The organism is Bacillus sp. DX3.1 (genome assembly GCF_030292155.1).
Taxonomy (GTDB): domain Bacteria; phylum Bacillota; class Bacilli; order Bacillales; family Bacillaceae_G; genus Bacillus_A.
Map to the genome: position 1 here is coordinate 327,501 of NZ_CP128153.1, position 16,067 is coordinate 343,567.

Genomic DNA, 16,067 nt, shown 5'->3' on the forward strand with positions numbered 1-16,067 from the left:
ACTCTGCGCCGAAAATGTACCGGGGCTAAATACACCACCGAAGCTGCGGATTGATACCTATGGTATCAGTGGTAGGGGAGCGTTCTAAGGGCAGTGAAGTCAGACCGTAAGGACTGGTGGAGCGCTTAGAAGTGAGAATGCCGGTATGAGTAGCGAAAGACGGGTGAGAATCCCGTCCACCGAATGCCTAAGGTTTCCTGAGGAAGGCTCGTCCGCTCAGGGTTAGTCAGGACCTAAGCCGAGGCCGACAGGCGTAGGCGATGGACAACAGGTTGATATTCCTGTACCACCTCTTTATCGTTTGAGCAATGGAGGGACGCAGAAGGATAGAAGAAGCGTGCGATTGGTTGTGCACGTCCAAGCAGTTAGGCTGATAAGTAGGCAAATCCGCTTATCGTGAAGGCTGAGCTGTGATGGGGAAGCTCCTTATGGAGCGAAGTCTTTGATTCCCCGCTGCCAAGAAAAGCTTCTAGCGAGATAAAAGGTGCCTGTACCGCAAACCGACACAGGTAGGCGAGGAGAGAATCCTAAGGTGTGCGAGAGAACTCTGGTTAAGGAACTCGGCAAAATGACCCCGTAACTTCGGGAGAAGGGGTGCTTTCTTAACGGAAAGCCGCAGTGAATAGGCCCAAGCGACTGTTTAGCAAAAACACAGGTCTCTGCGAAGCCGTAAGGCGAAGTATAGGGGCTGACACCTGCCCGGTGCTGGAAGGTTAAGGAGAGGGGTTAGCGCAAGCGAAGCTCTGAACTGAAGCCCCAGTAAACGGCGGCCGTAACTATAACGGTCCTAAGGTAGCGAAATTCCTTGTCGGGTAAGTTCCGACCCGCACGAAAGGTGTAACGATTTGGGCACTGTCTCAACCAGAGACTCGGTGAAATTATAGTACCTGTGAAGATGCAGGTTACCCGCGACAGGACGGAAAGACCCCGTGGAGCTTTACTGTAGCCTGATATTGAATTTTGGTACAGTTTGTACAGGATAGGCGGGAGCCATTGAAACCGGAGCGCTAGCTTCGGTGGAGGCGCTGGTGGGATACCGCCCTGACTGTATTGAAATTCTAACCTACGGGTCTCATCGACCCGGGAGACAGTGTCAGGTGGGCAGTTTGACTGGGGCGGTCGCCTCCTAAAGTGTAACGGAGGCGCCCAAAGGTTCCCTCAGAATGGTTGGAAATCATTCGTAGAGTGCAAAGGCATAAGGGAGCTTGACTGCGAGACCTACAAGTCGAGCAGGGACGAAAGTCGGGCTTAGTGATCCGGTGGTTCCGCATGGAAGGGCCATCGCTCAACGGATAAAAGCTACCCCGGGGATAACAGGCTTATCTCCCCCAAGAGTCCACATCGACGGGGAGGTTTGGCACCTCGATGTCGGCTCATCGCATCCTGGGGCTGTAGTCGGTCCCAAGGGTTGGGCTGTTCGCCCATTAAAGCGGTACGCGAGCTGGGTTCAGAACGTCGTGAGACAGTTCGGTCCCTATCCGTCGTGGGCGCAGGAAATTTGAGAGGAGCTGTCCTTAGTACGAGAGGACCGGGATGGACGCACCGCTGGTGTACCAGTTGTTCTGCCAAGGGCATAGCTGGGTAGCTATGTGCGGAAGGGATAAGTGCTGAAAGCATCTAAGCATGAAGCCCCCCTCAAGATGAGATTTCCCATAGCGTAAGCTAGTAAGATCCCTGAAAGATGATCAGGTTGATAGGTTCGAGGTGGAAGCATGGTGACATGTGGAGCTGACGAATACTAATAGATCGAGGACTTAACCATATAATATGAAGCAATGTTATCTAGTTTTGAAGGAATATACCTTCATCAGTTTGGTGATGATGGCAGAGAGGTCACACCCGTTCCCATACCGAACACGGAAGTTAAGCTCTCTAGCGCCGATGGTAGTTGGGACCTTGTCCCTGTGAGAGTAGGACGTCGCCAAGCAAAAACCTAAGTCGATTCGACTTAGGTTTTTTTGTGTTTATTTTTATCCCGCTATTCGTGGGCAGCAATATCCCCACCTCAAGATTCAGAGTAAAATCAGTGGGGGATGAAGAAAAAACCATTGATCAAAGTTTCATTTTATATGGAAGAGATTTTCATAAACTAGGTTCACCATTGAAGTTGAAAAAATCTTATTACAAGTGGAAATTTCAAACTTGTTCTTTTTTCATTTAAGCTGTTTGTGCTAAACGTGTAGTCCCCTCTTTATCCAACTCTAATGGGTAGAAAAACTCATATTATTCCATCTTCTAACACCTGTAATACTGATTCAAGGTGCAGAATGCATATATTCTCGTATTTTCATCTGAATTTACTATTTTACCTGCATATATTTTCACTTCTTCTTTTGATTATAACTAAAACACGAACGTTATAGATTAGTAATAAAAAAACATTCGATTATTTGTTGACATTGTTTATGAAATATTGTTAATATAACCATAGAAACAATATTATATCGCACCTCATATAATCGCGGGGATATGGCCTGCAAGTCTCTACCTAACGACCGTTATTCGTTAGACTATGAGGGAAAGTCACTCGGTATTTTTCTATTCTCATGGGATACGTATGCCTGAGTAGAGCGCTTTCTCTCATAGTAAAAGAGAAAATGTTCTATTTCAGGCTTTTTTTATTTGAATCGGGGGGATTCTAATATGAAATCACTAGTTGGAGTCATAATGGGAAGCACGTCAGACTGGGAAACAATGAAATATGCTTGTGACATCTTAGATGAATTACACATTCCGTATGAGAAGAAAGTTGTATCCGCTCATCGGACTCCGGATTATATGTTTGAATATGCAGAAACAGCTCGTGAACGTGGGTTAAAAGTTATTATTGCTGGAGCTGGAGGAGCCGCTCATTTACCAGGTATGGTTGCCGCTAAGACAAATCTTCCTGTAATCGGCGTTCCTGTTCAGTCAAAAGCGTTAAATGGTCTAGATTCGTTACTATCCATTGTTCAAATGCCAGGAGGAGTTCCAGTTGCAACTGTTGCGATCGGCAAGGCTGGGTCAACAAATGCAGGACTACTTGCAGCGCAAATACTTGGGTCGTTTCATGATGATATACATGATGCATTAGAACTGAGACGAGAAGCTATCGAAAAAAATGTGCGCGAAGGTAGTGAACTGCTATGACGAAAATCATTTTACCTGGAAGAACGATTGGTATTATTGGCGGTGGCCAACTTGGAAGAATGATGGCACTTGCAGCTAAGGAAATGGGTTATAAAATTGCTGTGTTAGATCCGATAAAACATTCACCATGTGCACAAGTTGCTGATATTGAAATTGTTGCATCGTATGATGATTTGAAAGCGATTCAGCATTTAGCAGAAATAAGCGACGTTGTGACATATGAATTTGAGAATATTGATTATAACTGCTTACAATGGCTCGAAAAGCATGCATATTTACCGCAGGGTAGTCAGTTATTGCACAAAACGCAAAATCGTTATACAGAAAAAAATGCGATTGTAAAAGCTGGTTTACCAGTAGCACCGTACAAACTCATTCAGAAGCAAGAGGAGCTGTTAGAAGCAATTGCTGAGCTTTCCTTACCTTGTGTGTTGAAGACAACAACAGGAGGATATGATGGAAAAGGGCAAGTTGTTTTAAGAAGTGAAGCTGATATTGTGAGAGCGGTGGAGCTCGTAAATCAAGCTGAATGTATTTTAGAAAAGTGGGTACCGTTTGAAAAAGAAATCTCTGTCATTGTAACCCGCAGTGTAAGCGGTGAAACAAAAGTCTTTCCAGTAGCTGAAAATATTCACGTAAATAACATTTTGCATGAATCCATCGTACCGGCTCGCATTACAGAAGAGCTATCACAAAAAGGAATTGGGTATGCACAAGTGCTCGCGGATGAACTTCAGCTTGTGGGAACACTAGCGGTAGAGATGTTTGCTACGGCAGATGGTGAGATTTATATTAATGAATTAGCACCGAGACCTCATAATTCTGGGCACTATACAATCGATGCATGTGAAACGAGTCAATTTGGGCAACACATTCGAGCAATCTGTAATTTACCTCTTGGAGAAACAATTTTGTTAAAACCAGTTGTCATGGTAAACATTTTAGGCGAACATATAGAAGGGGTCCTAAAGCAAGTGAATAGATTAACCGGGTGCTATTTACACTTGTATGGAAAAGAAGAAGCAAAGCTGCAACGTAAAATGGGGCATGTAAATATTTTAAATCAAGATATTCATGTTGCTTTAGAAAAGGCGCGAGCATTGCATATTTGGGACCATCAAGAACAACTGTTGGAGGGAAAAAGATGATTAATCGTTATACACGCCCTGAGATGGGTGCAATTTGGACGGAAGAAAACAAATTTAAAGCGTGGTTAGAAGTTGAGATTTTAGCTTGTGAAGCATGGGCTGAACTTGGTGATATTCCGAAAGAAGATGTAAAAAAGATTCGTGAACATGCATCATTTGATATGGATCGTATTTATGAAATTGAAAAAGAAACACGTCATGATGTAGTTGCTTTCACTCGTGCTGTATCTGAAACACCAGCATTAGGTGAAGAGCGTAAATGGGTTCACTACGGCTTAACATCTACAGACGTAGTAGATACAGCGTTATCTTACATCTTAAAACAAGCAAATGAAATCTTATTACAAGACTTAGAAAACTTTACTAACATTTTAGCTAATAAAGCAAAAGAGCATAAATACACAATTATGATGGGAAGAACGCACGGTGTTCATGCTGAACCAACAACATTTGGTTTAAAACTTGGTCTTTGGTATGAAGAAATGAAACGTAACTTAGAACGTTTTAAACAAGCAGCTGATACAGTTCGCGTTGGTAAACTTTCTGGTGCGGTTGGTACATATGCAAATATCAATCCATTTGTAGAAAAATATGTTTGCGAACAATTAGGCCTAGAAGCAGCGCCGATTTCAACACAAACATTGCAACGTGATCGTCATGCGCATTACATGTCAACACTTGCATTAATTGCAACATCTATCGAGAAAATGGCAGTTGAAATTCGCGGTTTACAAAAGAGTGAAACACGTGAAGTAGAAGAGGCCTTTGCGAAAGGACAAAAAGGTTCTTCTGCAATGCCACATAAACGTAATCCAATCGGTTCTGAAAATATGACTGGTTTGGCACGTGTCATTCGCGGCTATATGATGACTGCTTACGAAAACGTTCCATTATGGCATGAACGTGACATTTCACATTCATCTGCAGAGCGTATTATCTTACCAGATGCAACAATCGCATTAAATTATATGTTAAACCGTTTCGGTAATATCGTGAAAAACTTAACGGTATTCCCAGAAAACATGAAACGCAATATGACACGAACATACGGTTTAATTTACTCTCAACGCGTAATGCTTACGCTAATCGATAAAGGTATGGTACGTGAAGAAGCTTATGATATCGTACAGCCTAAAGCGATGGAAGCGTGGGAGACACAAGTACAATTTAAAGAACTTGTAGAAGCTGATGAGCGTATTACAAGTAAATTATCACAAGAAGAAATTAATGAATGTTTCAACTATGAGCATCATTTGAAGCAAGTTGATACAATCTTTGAACGTCTTGGCTTAAACGGATAATTTTATATGGCACAGAATAGAGTCATTCTGTGCCATTCTTTATAAATATACTATTCATATTTTTCAAACTACAGGGGGCTTGCGAAATGCAAAAGCTAGAATTGCTGTATGAAGGTAAGGCAAAAAGAATTTATCGTACAGAAGCAGCAGATATGGTTTGGGTAGAGTACAAAGATAGTGCTACTGCTTTCAATGGGGAGAAAAAAGCGACGATTACAGGAAAAGGTCGTCTGAACAATGAGATTACAACTCTCTTATTCAGAAAGTTACAAGAAGTAGGAATTAATACACACTTTGTTGAGAAGTTATCTGAAACAGAGCAAATTGTGAAAAAGGTAAGCATTATTCCATTAGAAGTTGTCACTAGAAACGTAATTGCAGGAAGTCTTTCGAAAAGATTAGGAATGGAAGAAGGCACTGCACTTGCAGCACCAATCGTAGAATTTTACTACAAAGATGATGATTTAGGAGATCCACTTGTAACAGAAGATCATATTCGCGTGTTAAACGTTGCAACGCCAGAGCAAGTTAGTACATTACGAGAGAAAGCTCTACAAATCAATCAAGTATTGATTGAGCATTTCGCAAGCTGTCGTGTAAGACTAGTAGATTTTAAATTAGAGTTTGGTTTAACAGAAGAAGGCGAAATATTATTGGCAGATGAAATTTCACCGGATACTTGCCGCTTATGGGATGAAGCGAGCAATGAGAAATTTGATAAAGATGTATTTAGACGTGATCTTGGTAATTTAACAGATGCGTACGAAGAGATTTTAAAACGTTTAGGGGGAGCTTCACATGTATAAAGTAAAGGTATATGTAACGTTAAGAGAGAGCGTATTAGATCCACAAGGAACTGCAGTAAAAGGAGCTCTTCATAGTCTTGCTTTTACAGAAGTACAAGATGTTCGCATCGGTAAATATATGGAGTTAACAATTGACAAATCAGTATCTGATCTGGATAGCAAGATAAAAGAAATGTGTGAGAAACTATTAGCGAACGTTGTAATGGAAGATTATCGTTACGAGGTTGAGGAGGTTGTCGCACAGTGAAATTTGCAGTAATCGTTTTTCCAGGTTCGAACTGTGATGTCGATATGTTTCATGCGATTAAAGATGAGCTGGGCGAAGAAGTAGATTACGTTTGGCATGATACAGAGAATTTAGATGAATATGATGCGATTCTTTTACCAGGAGGTTTCTCTTACGGAGATTACCTTCGCTGTGGTGCAATTTCTCGTTTCGCTAATGCGATGAAGGCTGTACAAAAAGCCGCTCAGCAAGGAAAACCAATTTTAGGTATATGTAATGGATTCCAAATTTTAGTTGAATCTGGATTGTTACCAGGCGCATTAATGCGCAATAAAAACTTAAAGTTTATGTGCCGTACGGTTCAATTACGTGTTGAAAATAACGAAACGATGTTTACATCACAATATGAAAAAGGTGCAGTAATCAACATTCCAATCGCACACGGCGAAGGAAACTACTACTGTGATGAAGCAACACTCAAAGAATTAGAAGAAAAGAATCAAATTGCATTCCGTTATGTAGAAAATCCAAACGGAAGCGTTTCAGATATTGCTGGTATTGTAAATGAAAAAGGAAACGTACTTGGCATGATGCCACATCCAGAGCGTGCTGTCGATGAACTTCTTGGCGGTGCTGAAGGTTTAAAAGTCTTTCAATCTATTTTGAAACATTGGAGGGAAACATATGTCGTTACTGCTTGAACCAAATCCAACACAAATTAAAGAAGAACGCATTTATGCGGAAATGGGATTAACAGACGAAGAGTTTGCCATGGTTGAAAAGATTTTAGGCCGCTTACCAAACTATACAGAGACAGGATTATTCTCTGTTATGTGGTCAGAGCATTGTAGCTACAAAAACTCAAAACCAGTTCTTAGTAAGTTTCCAACAACAGGAGAACATGTACTGCAAGGACCTGGTGAAGGTGCAGGAATTGTAGACATCGGTGATAACCAAGCGGTTGTATTTAAGATGGAAAGTCATAACCATCCTTCTGCGATTGAACCATATCAAGGTGCTGCAACAGGTGTTGGCGGTATCATTCGTGATGTGTTTTCTATGGGTGCACGCCCAGTCGCTCTATTAAACTCACTTCGTTTTGGTGAATTACAGTCACCACGCGTGAAATATTTATTTGAAGAAGTTGTGGCTGGAATTGCAGGATACGGTAACTGCATCGGGATTCCAACTGTTGGTGGAGAAATACAATTTGATCCATGCTATGAAGGGAATCCGCTTGTAAATGCAATGTGCGTTGGCTTAATTAACCATGAAGATATTAAAAAGGGGCAAGCGCACGGTGCTGGCAATACTGTTATGTACGTTGGTGCTGCAACAGGTCGTGACGGCATTCACGGTGCAACTTTCGCATCTGAAGAGCTGTCTGAGAACTCGGAAGCAAAACGTCCAGCAGTGCAAGTAGGCGATCCATTTATGGAAAAACTTCTAATTGAAGCTTGCTTAGAGCTTATTAAATCTGATGCGCTTGTTGGGATTCAAGATATGGGAGCTGCAGGCTTAACATCATCTGCTGCGGAAATGGCAAGTAAAGCAGGTATGGGTATTGAAATGTACTTAGATGATGTACCGCAGCGTGAAACAGGCATGACACCATATGAAATGATGCTGTCCGAGTCACAAGAGCGTATGCTAATTGTCGTGAAAAAAGGTAGAGAGCAAGAGATTGTAGATTTATTTGAAAAGTATGGCCTTGCAGCGGTTACGATGGGGAAAGTAACGGAAGATAAAATGCTTCGTTTATTCCATAAAGGCGAAATGGTTGCTGAAGCGCCAGCAGATGCGTTAGCAGAAGAAGCGCCAATCTACCATAAACCTTCAAAAGAAGCAGCATACTTTGCAGAGTTCCAACAAATGAAGATGGAAACACCAAAAGTGGATGATTATAAAGAAACATTGTTCGCTTTATTACAACAACCAACGATTGCAAGTAAAGAGTGGGTATATGATCAATATGATCACCAAGTACGCACAAGCACAGTTGTCAAACCGGGATCGGATGCAGCAGTTGTACGTGTACGTGGCACAGAAAAGGCATTAGCAATGACAACAGATTGTAACTCTCGCTATATTTACTTAGACCCTGAAATGGGCGGTAAAATTGCGGTAGCAGAAGCAGCACGTAACATCATATGTTCTGGTGGGGAGCCACTTGCGATCACCGATTGCTTAAACTTTGGTAACCCAGAAAAACCAGAGATTTTCTGGCAAATTGAAAAATCAGTAGATGGTATGAGTGAAGCTTGTCGTACACTACAAACGCCAGTTATCGGCGGAAACGTATCAATGTACAACGAACGCAGCGGCGAAGCTGTATATCCAACACCAACTGTTGGTATGGTCGGTCTAGTTCATGATTTAAAACATGTTACAACACAAGAGTTTAAGCAAGCTGGAGATCTTGTTTATGCAATTGGCGAAACGAAGGCAGAATTTGGTGGAAGTGAATTGCAAAAAATGCTACATGGTAAAATTTTCGGTCAATCACCAAGTATCGATTTAGAAGTAGAATTAAAACGCCAAAAACAAGTGTTAGCAGCGATCCAAGCAGGGCTTGTTCAATCAGCACATGATGTTGCAGAAGGTGGCTTAGCGGTTGCGATTGCTGAAAGTGCAATGGGTGCAAAAGGCTTAGGCGCTACTGTGAAGTTAGATGGAGAAGCAACAGCAGTATTATTTGCAGAATCACAATCTCGCTTCGTTGTAACAGTAAAACGTGAACAAAAAGAGGCATTCGAGAGCATGGTAGAAGCGCTTCACATTGGGGAAGTAACAAATATGAATGAAGTGACAATTCTGGGTGAAGAAAGTGAAGTATTACTTACAGCAAATGTTGATGAAATGAGAACGGCTTGGAAAGGGGCAATTCCATGCTTGCTGAAATAAAGGGGCTAAATGAAGAATGTGGCGTTTTCGGAATTTGGGGGCATGAAAATGCAGCACAAGTTACGTATTACGGATTGCATAGTTTACAGCACCGTGGTCAAGAGGGCGCAGGCATTGTTGTAAATAATGGGGAGAAAATCGTTGGTCATAAGGGGCTTGGTTTAGTATCCGAAGTGTTTTCACACGGTGAGTTAGATGGTTTAAACGGAAAATCAGCTATTGGGCACGTGCGTTATGCAACAGCAGGAGGAAATGAAGTTGCAAATGTTCAGCCGCTGTTATTCCGATTTTCTGATCATAGTATGGCACTTGCACATAACGGTAACTTAATTAATGCGAAAATGCTTCGCCGTGAATTAGAAGCGGAAGGCAGTATTTTTCAAACAAGTTCAGATACAGAAGTATTACTCCATTTAATTAAACGTAATACAAAAGGCTCACTTATCGAAAGTGTGAAAGACGCATTAAATAAAGTAAAAGGTGCATTTGCCTATTTGTTACTAACAGGAAACGAAATGATTGTTGCATTAGATCCAAACGGATTCCGTCCTCTTTCAATCGGAAAAATGGGGGATGCATATGTCGTAGCATCTGAAACATGTGCTTTCGATGTAGTTGGTGCAACCTATATTCGTGATGTAGAGCCTGGAGAATTACTTATCATTAATGATGAGGGCATCCAGGTAGATCGTTTTACAAATGAAGTAGATCACGCAATTTGTAGCATGGAGTACATTTACTTTGCTCGTCCTGATTCTAATATTGCTGGTATAAATGTCCATGCAGCACGTAAAAATATGGGGAAAACTTTAGCGAAAGAGGCTCCGATTGAAGCGGATGTTGTAACAGGTGTACCGGATTCTAGTATTTCCGCGGCAATCGGTTATGCAGAAGCAACAGGAATTCCATATGAACTAGGACTTATTAAAAATCGTTATGTCGGACGTACCTTTATTCAACCTTCTCAGGAATTGCGTGAGCAAGGGGTAAAAATGAAGCTCTCAGCAGTACGAGGTGTTGTAGAGGGAAAACGTGTAGTGATGATCGATGATTCCATTGTACGTGGTACAACAAGTAGACGAATTGTTCGTTTACTTCGAGAAGCGGGAGCAACAGAAGTACATGTACGAATTGCTTCACCACCACTTAAATATCCATGTTTTTATGGAATTGATATTCAAACGAGAAAAGAATTAATTGCAGCAAACAATTCGGTGGAAGAAATACGTCAAATCATCGGCGCAGATTCCTTAACGTTTTTAAGTGAAGATGGCTTAGTAGATGCAATTGGACGTCCATATGAAGGGAAATACGGCGGTCTATGTATGGCTTACTTTAATGGAGATTATCCAACGGCCCTTTATGATTATGAACAAGAGCTTTTAGAGAGTATGAAATAAGAAAGCATAAAGGCTTCTACCACACGCTGTGTAGAAGCTAGCTTTTTTCTTGAAACATACAGTGCTGATAATAAGAGAAAGTATGGGGTCTTACTGCCCGCTTGGGTGGGAGAAATTAAAAGACGAGGTGTATATAAACGATGGCGAATGCATATAAGCAAGCAGGAGTAGATATTGAAGCTGGATATGAAGCGGTATCTCGCATGAAAAAACACGTGCAAACAACAATGAGAAAAGAAGTACTAGGCGGTCTAGGCGGTTTTGGAGGTATGTTTGATCTATCAAAATTTGCACTTAAAGAGCCGGTACTAGTATCTGGAACAGACGGCGTGGGAACAAAATTGATGCTCGCTTTTATGATGGATCGACATGACACAATTGGCATTGATGCAGTTGCAATGTGTGTGAATGATATTGTTGTCCAAGGAGCAGAACCGCTTTTCTTCCTTGACTATATTGCTTGTGGTAAAGCAGAACCTAGTAAAATTGAAAACATCGTCAAAGGAATATCAGAAGGATGTCGTCAAGCTGGCTGTGCACTAATTGGTGGAGAAACAGCAGAGATGCCAGGCATGTATTCACAAGAAGAATATGATTTAGCTGGTTTTACAGTTGGTATTGTTGATAAAAAGAAGATTGTTACAGGTGGATCTATTGAAGCGGGTCATGTATTAATCGGATTAGCATCTAGCGGTATTCATAGTAATGGTTATTCTCTAGTACGAAAAGTGTTGTTAGAAGATGGACAGCTTTCTTTAGATAGTATACATGGTCGTTTGGAGCTACCTCTTGGTGAAGAGTTATTAAAACCAACGAAAATTTATGTCAAACCTATTTTAGAACTATTGAAGAAATTTGAAGTGTACGGCATGGCACATATTACTGGCGGCGGTTTTATTGAAAATATTCCACGCATGTTGCCAGAAGGAATTGGGGCAGAGATTGAGCTAGGTTCTTGGGGAATTCAGCCGATTTTCAGCTTACTTCAAGAGGTTGGACAGCTAGAAGAACAAGAAATGTTCAATATTTTTAACATGGGTATTGGTATGGTAGTAGCAGTGAAGGAAGAAGATGCACAATCTGCGATTAAACTTCTAGAAGAACAAGGAGAAAAAGCGCATATCATCGGAAAAACTGTACAAGGATCAGGTGTTACATTTCATGGAGGAGCTGGACTATGAGTAGATTGGCAGTCTTTGCTTCTGGAAGCGGTTCTAACTTTCAAGCGCTGATTAATGCAGTGGAAGAAAAAAGACTAGATGCTGATATCAGTTTACTAGTATGTGATCAGCCTGAGGCACGTGTTGTTGGACGAGCGCATTATCATCATGTTCCTTGCTTTGCTTTCTCACCGAAAAAATATGAGTCAAAAGAAGTATTTGAACAAGAGATATTAAAGAAATTACAAGAATATGAGATTGATTGTATCATTTTAGCTGGTTATATGCGTCTAATTGGTCCGACTTTACTGGAGGCATACGGTGGAAAAATCATCAACATTCATCCGTCATTATTACCGAGTTTTCCAGGGAAAGATGCTGTCGGTCAAGCGCTAGAAGCAGGTGTGAAAGTAACAGGAGTGACTATTCATTACGTGGATGCAGGTATGGATACAGGACCAATTATTGCACAAGAATCCGTAACTGTTTCTGAAACGGATACAAGAGAGAGTTTACAAAAGAAGATTCAAAGCGTTGAGCATAGATTGTACGTAGATACGGTGAACGAAATCGTTCAATCTATGGAAAAGCCGACTGTTAAATAACATTCAACTAGGGGTGAAGGATAAATGAAAAAGCGTGCATTAGTAAGTGTTTCAAATAAAGCTGGAATTGTAGAATTTGTAAAAGGGTTACTTGAGCAAGGAATTGAAGTTATTTCAACAGGCGGAACGAAAAAATTATTAGAAGAAAATGGTTTACAGGTCATTGGAATTTCTGAAGTAACAGGTTTCCCGGAAATTATGGATGGCCGTGTAAAAACATTACATCCAAACATTCATGGTGGCCTGCTTGCAGTACGTGATAATGATACACATGTAGCGCAAATGAATGAATTAGGTATTCAGCCAATCGATTTTGTTGTTGTAAACTTATATCCATTTAAAGAAACGATTACGAAGCCAGACGTGACGTTTGCAGATGCAATTGAAAACATTGATATCGGCGGCCCAACAATGATCCGTTCCGCTGCAAAAAACCATAAATTCGTATCAGTTATTGTTGATCCAGTAGACTATGATGTTGTATTAGCTGAGTTAAAAGAACATGGTGAAGTTGCAGTTGAAACAAAACGTAAATTAGCAGCAAAAGTATTCCGTCATACAGCAGCATATGATGCATTAATCTCAAACTACTTAACAGAACAAATGGGAGAAGAAAGCCCAGAAACACTGACGGTTACGTTTGAGAAAAAACAAGATTTACGTTACGGCGAAAATCCACATCAAAAAGCAACATTTTATAAAGCGCCGTTTGCAGCAACTTCTTCTGTTGCATATGCAGAACAATTACATGGAAAAGAGTTATCTTACAATAATATTAACGATGCAGATGCAGCGCTTAGCATTGTCAAAGAATTTACAGAACCAGCAGTTGTAGCAGTGAAACATATGAATCCATGCGGCGTTGGTGTTGGTGCTGATATTCATGAAGCATATACACGTGCTTATGAAGCTGATCCAGTATCAATCTTTGGCGGTATCATTGCGGCCAATCGTGAAATTGATAAAGCAACAGCAGAAAAGCTACATGAAATTTTCTTAGAAATCATCATTGCACCTTCCTTCTCAAAAGAAGCGTTAGAAGTGTTGAAAAGTAAGAAAAACTTACGTCTTTTAACTGTAAATATTGAAAAAGCAGTATCAGCAAGTAAAAAGCTAACTTCTGTACAAGGTGGTCTCCTTGTTCAAGAAGAAGATACATTATCATTAGATGAAGATACAATCACGATTCCAACAAAACGTGAACCAACAGAGCAAGAATGGGACGATTTAAAATTAGCTTGGAAAGTTGTAAAACACGTGAAATCGAACGCAATTGTATTAACGAAAGATAATATGACAGTTGGTGTTGGTGCAGGGCAAATGAACCGTGTTGGCTCTGCGAAAATTGCAATTACACAAGCTGGCGACAAAGCACAAGGAAGTGCACTTGCATCTGATGCATTTTTCCCAATGCCAGATACGGTGGAAGAAGCAGCAAAAGCAGGTGTAACAGCGATTATTCAACCAGGTGGATCGATTCGCGACGAAGATTCTATTAAAAAAGCAGACGAGTTTGGCATTGCGATGGTGTTCACTGGCGTACGTCATTTCAAACATTAATAGAGGGAGTTTAAAAAGTCCGGTCAAGATAACCTTCGCATTTCTTCGTTGCATTGCCAGTCCGGTACTCATGTAGTTCCAGCTACACTCCGTGTCCTCCTGGCTGCAGCGCCTCGAACTGCTCGGTTCTCTTGATCCTCCTTTTTAAACTTGTATTAATAGAGGATGTTCAAAAAGTCCGGTAAAGATAGCTGTCGCATTTCTTCGTTGCATTGCCAGTCCGGTACTCGTGTAGTTCCAGCTACGCTTCGTGTCCTCCTGGCTTCCGTGCCTGGAATTGCTCGGCTCTCTTGATCCTCCTTTTTGAACACGAACTATAGGAAGTTCAAAAAGTCCGGTAAAGATAGCTGTCGCATTTCTTCGTTGCATTGCCAGTCCGGTACTCGTGTAGTGTCAGCTACACTCCGTATCCTCCTGGCTTCTGCGCCTCGAACTGCTCGGCTCTCTTGATCCTCCTTTTTGAATACGAACTAATAGAAACAAAATAGGAGCTATGCTCCTATTTTGTACTTATGAATAATGGAGGTTGAAATATGAATGTTTTAGTAATCGGCCGCGGTGGACGTGAGCATGCGTTAGCATGGAAGTTTGCACAATCAGAGCAAGTAGAAACAGTGTATGTAGCGCCAGGAAATGAAGGAATGAAAGATGTCGCAACACCTGTTGCGATTGATGAAAATGATTTTGATGCACTTGTTGCATTCGCGAAAGAAAATCATATTGGCTTAACGTTTGTCGGTCCGGAGATTCCGCTTATGAATGGGATTGTGGATCGTTTTGAAGAAGAGGGACTTCGCGTTTTTGGTCCTAATAAAGCGGCAGCTGTGATTGAAGGAAGTAAAGCTTTTACGAAAGAGCTTATGGAAAAGTATGAGATTCCAACAGCAGCATATGAGACGTTCACAAACTATGAAGAAGCAGTAGCATATATTGAAAAAGTTGGTGCGCCAATTGTCATTAAAGCGGACGGATTAGCAGCTGGTAAAGGTGTAACGGTTGCGATGACATTAGAAGAGGCACTGCAAGCTGTAAAAGAAATGCTACAAGATGTGAAGTTTGGCGACGCGAGTAAAAAAGTTGTCATTGAGGAATTTTTAGATGGACAAGAATTTTCTCTTATGGCATTCGTGAATGGAACAACTGTATATCCGATGGTGATTGCGCAAGATCATAAACGTGCTTTTGACGGTGATAAAGGTCCAAATACAGGAGGAATGGGTGCTTATTCTCCAGTGCCACAAATTCCAGGGGCGGCAGTGAAGCAAGCGATTGAAACAATTCTATATCCGACTGCTGAGGCAATGATACAAGAAGGACGCTCGTTCACAGGTATTTTATATGCAGGTCTTATTTTAACAAACGAAGGCCCGAAAGTGATTGAGTTTAACGCTCGTTTTGGTGATCCAGAAACAGAAGTGGTACTACCTCGCCTAGAGAGTGACTTAGTAGACGTATGTAACGGTGTGTTAGATGGAGAAGACCTCACACTTGGATGGTCTGAGGAAGCAGTGATTGGCGTTGTACTTGCTTCAAAGGGATATCCAGAAGCATATGAAAAAGGTGCTGTCATTGGCGGACTAGATACATTAGAAGATGCAATTGTCTTTCATGCAGGTACAGCTGTGAAAGAGGGAGAGTTTGTTACAAACGGTGGCCGTGTTTTATTTGTTGCTTGCAAAGCGAAAGACTTACAAGAAGCGAAAGCTACAGTGTATAAAGAAATTACAAAAATCGAGAGTGATGGTTTATTTTATCGAAGTGATATTGGATATCGGGCGACTGCAAAAGTGGATTGTTAAGAGCTAACATACTTTATGTTAGCTTTTTT

12 protein-coding genes, 2 rRNA genes and 1 riboswitch (1 of these 15 only partly in view) are annotated in these 16,067 nt (G+C 41.2%); all 14 genes read left to right on the forward strand.

Annotated elements, in window-relative coordinates:
• Nucleotides 1-1,762, forward strand: a 23S ribosomal RNA gene (locus tag QRE67_RS01730); it begins 1,160 nt to the left of the window's first position.
• A gap of 49 nt (nucleotides 1,763-1,811) precedes the next feature.
• Nucleotides 1,812-1,927 (forward strand): 5S ribosomal RNA (gene rrf / locus QRE67_RS01735).
• Between the two features lie 504 nt (nucleotides 1,928-2,431).
• Nucleotides 2,432-2,533: riboswitch (purine riboswitch) on the forward strand.
• A gap of 110 nt (nucleotides 2,534-2,643) precedes the next feature.
• Nucleotides 2,644-3,129, forward strand: coding sequence for a 5-(carboxyamino)imidazole ribonucleotide mutase (gene purE, locus QRE67_RS01740; RefSeq protein WP_286123259.1), 486 nt, complete (start codon nucleotides 2,644-2,646; stop codon nucleotides 3,127-3,129).
• The gene (gene purK / locus QRE67_RS01745) at nucleotides 3,126-4,277 is read left to right on the forward strand and encodes a 5-(carboxyamino)imidazole ribonucleotide synthase (protein ID WP_286123260.1); all 1,152 of its coding nucleotides are present in this window, start codon (nucleotides 3,126-3,128) and stop codon (nucleotides 4,275-4,277) included. The genes purE and purK overlap by 4 nt, the downstream gene beginning before the upstream one ends.
• Nucleotides 4,274-5,578, forward strand: a complete 1,305-nt coding sequence (gene purB / locus QRE67_RS01750; RefSeq protein WP_286123261.1) for an adenylosuccinate lyase — start codon at nucleotides 4,274-4,276, stop codon at nucleotides 5,576-5,578. The genes purK and purB overlap by 4 nt, the downstream gene beginning before the upstream one ends.
• 86 nt (nucleotides 5,579-5,664) lie before the next feature.
• The gene (gene purC / locus QRE67_RS01755) at nucleotides 5,665-6,384 is read left to right on the forward strand and encodes a phosphoribosylaminoimidazolesuccinocarboxamide synthase (RefSeq protein WP_286123262.1); all 720 of its coding nucleotides are present in this window, start codon (nucleotides 5,665-5,667) and stop codon (nucleotides 6,382-6,384) included.
• A complete protein-coding gene (gene purS / locus QRE67_RS01760; RefSeq protein ID WP_286123263.1) occupies nucleotides 6,377-6,631 on the forward strand; it encodes a phosphoribosylformylglycinamidine synthase subunit PurS in 255 nt (84 codons plus the stop codon). The genes purC and purS overlap by 8 nt, the downstream gene beginning before the upstream one ends.
• Nucleotides 6,628-7,311, forward strand: a complete 684-nt coding sequence (gene purQ, locus QRE67_RS01765) for a phosphoribosylformylglycinamidine synthase subunit PurQ (RefSeq protein ID WP_286123264.1) — start codon at nucleotides 6,628-6,630, stop codon at nucleotides 7,309-7,311. The genes purS and purQ overlap by 4 nt, the downstream gene beginning before the upstream one ends.
• The gene (gene purL / locus QRE67_RS01770; protein WP_286123265.1) at nucleotides 7,295-9,514 is read left to right on the forward strand and encodes a phosphoribosylformylglycinamidine synthase II; all 2,220 of its coding nucleotides are present in this window, start codon (nucleotides 7,295-7,297) and stop codon (nucleotides 9,512-9,514) included. Before purQ ends, purL begins: the two co-directional genes overlap by 17 nt.
• Complete coding sequence (gene purF, locus QRE67_RS01775; protein WP_286123266.1) at nucleotides 9,499-10,914, forward strand: amidophosphoribosyltransferase; 1,416 nt, start codon at nucleotides 9,499-9,501, stop codon at nucleotides 10,912-10,914. The genes purL and purF overlap by 16 nt, the downstream gene beginning before the upstream one ends.
• A gap of 140 nt (nucleotides 10,915-11,054) precedes the next feature.
• A complete protein-coding gene (gene purM, locus QRE67_RS01780) occupies nucleotides 11,055-12,095 on the forward strand; it encodes a phosphoribosylformylglycinamidine cyclo-ligase (protein ID WP_286123267.1) in 1,041 nt (346 codons plus the stop codon).
• The gene (gene purN, locus QRE67_RS01785) at nucleotides 12,092-12,679 is read left to right on the forward strand and encodes a phosphoribosylglycinamide formyltransferase (protein WP_286123268.1); all 588 of its coding nucleotides are present in this window, start codon (nucleotides 12,092-12,094) and stop codon (nucleotides 12,677-12,679) included. Before purM ends, purN begins: the two co-directional genes overlap by 4 nt.
• A 24-nt stretch (nucleotides 12,680-12,703) precedes the next feature.
• Nucleotides 12,704-14,239 (forward strand): bifunctional phosphoribosylaminoimidazolecarboxamide formyltransferase/IMP cyclohydrolase, encoded by a 1,536-nt coding sequence (gene purH, locus QRE67_RS01790; protein WP_286123269.1) that lies wholly within the window; start codon nucleotides 12,704-12,706, stop codon nucleotides 14,237-14,239.
• A gap of 533 nt (nucleotides 14,240-14,772) precedes the next feature.
• A complete protein-coding gene (gene purD / locus QRE67_RS01795) occupies nucleotides 14,773-16,038 on the forward strand; it encodes a phosphoribosylamine--glycine ligase (protein WP_286123270.1) in 1,266 nt (421 codons plus the stop codon).
• Nucleotides 16,039-16,067 lie beyond the last annotated feature (29 nt).

What these genes read in the sequence shown, in the direction of transcription:
- purH (WP_286123269.1), top strand. Translation starts at nt 12,704, where the DNA reads ATGAAAAAGCGTGCATTAGTAAGTGTTTCAAATAAAGCTGGAATTGTA.
- purM (WP_286123267.1), top strand. Translation starts at nt 11,055, where the DNA reads ATGGCGAATGCATATAAGCAAGCAGGAGTAGATATTGAAGCTGGATAT.
- purS (WP_286123263.1), top strand. Translation starts at nt 6,377, where the DNA reads ATGTATAAAGTAAAGGTATATGTAACGTTAAGAGAGAGCGTATTAGAT.
- purN (WP_286123268.1), top strand. Translation starts at nt 12,092, where the DNA reads ATGAGTAGATTGGCAGTCTTTGCTTCTGGAAGCGGTTCTAACTTTCAA.
- purF (WP_286123266.1), top strand. Translation starts at nt 9,499, where the DNA reads ATGCTTGCTGAAATAAAGGGGCTAAATGAAGAATGTGGCGTTTTCGGA.
- purD (WP_286123270.1), top strand. Translation starts at nt 14,773, where the DNA reads ATGAATGTTTTAGTAATCGGCCGCGGTGGACGTGAGCATGCGTTAGCA.
- purC (WP_286123262.1), top strand. Translation starts at nt 5,665, where the DNA reads ATGCAAAAGCTAGAATTGCTGTATGAAGGTAAGGCAAAAAGAATTTAT.
- purK (WP_286123260.1), top strand. Translation starts at nt 3,126, where the DNA reads ATGACGAAAATCATTTTACCTGGAAGAACGATTGGTATTATTGGCGGT.
- purB (WP_286123261.1), top strand. Translation starts at nt 4,274, where the DNA reads ATGATTAATCGTTATACACGCCCTGAGATGGGTGCAATTTGGACGGAA.
- purE (WP_286123259.1), top strand. Translation starts at nt 2,644, where the DNA reads ATGAAATCACTAGTTGGAGTCATAATGGGAAGCACGTCAGACTGGGAA.
- purL (WP_286123265.1), top strand. Translation starts at nt 7,295, where the DNA reads ATGTCGTTACTGCTTGAACCAAATCCAACACAAATTAAAGAAGAACGC.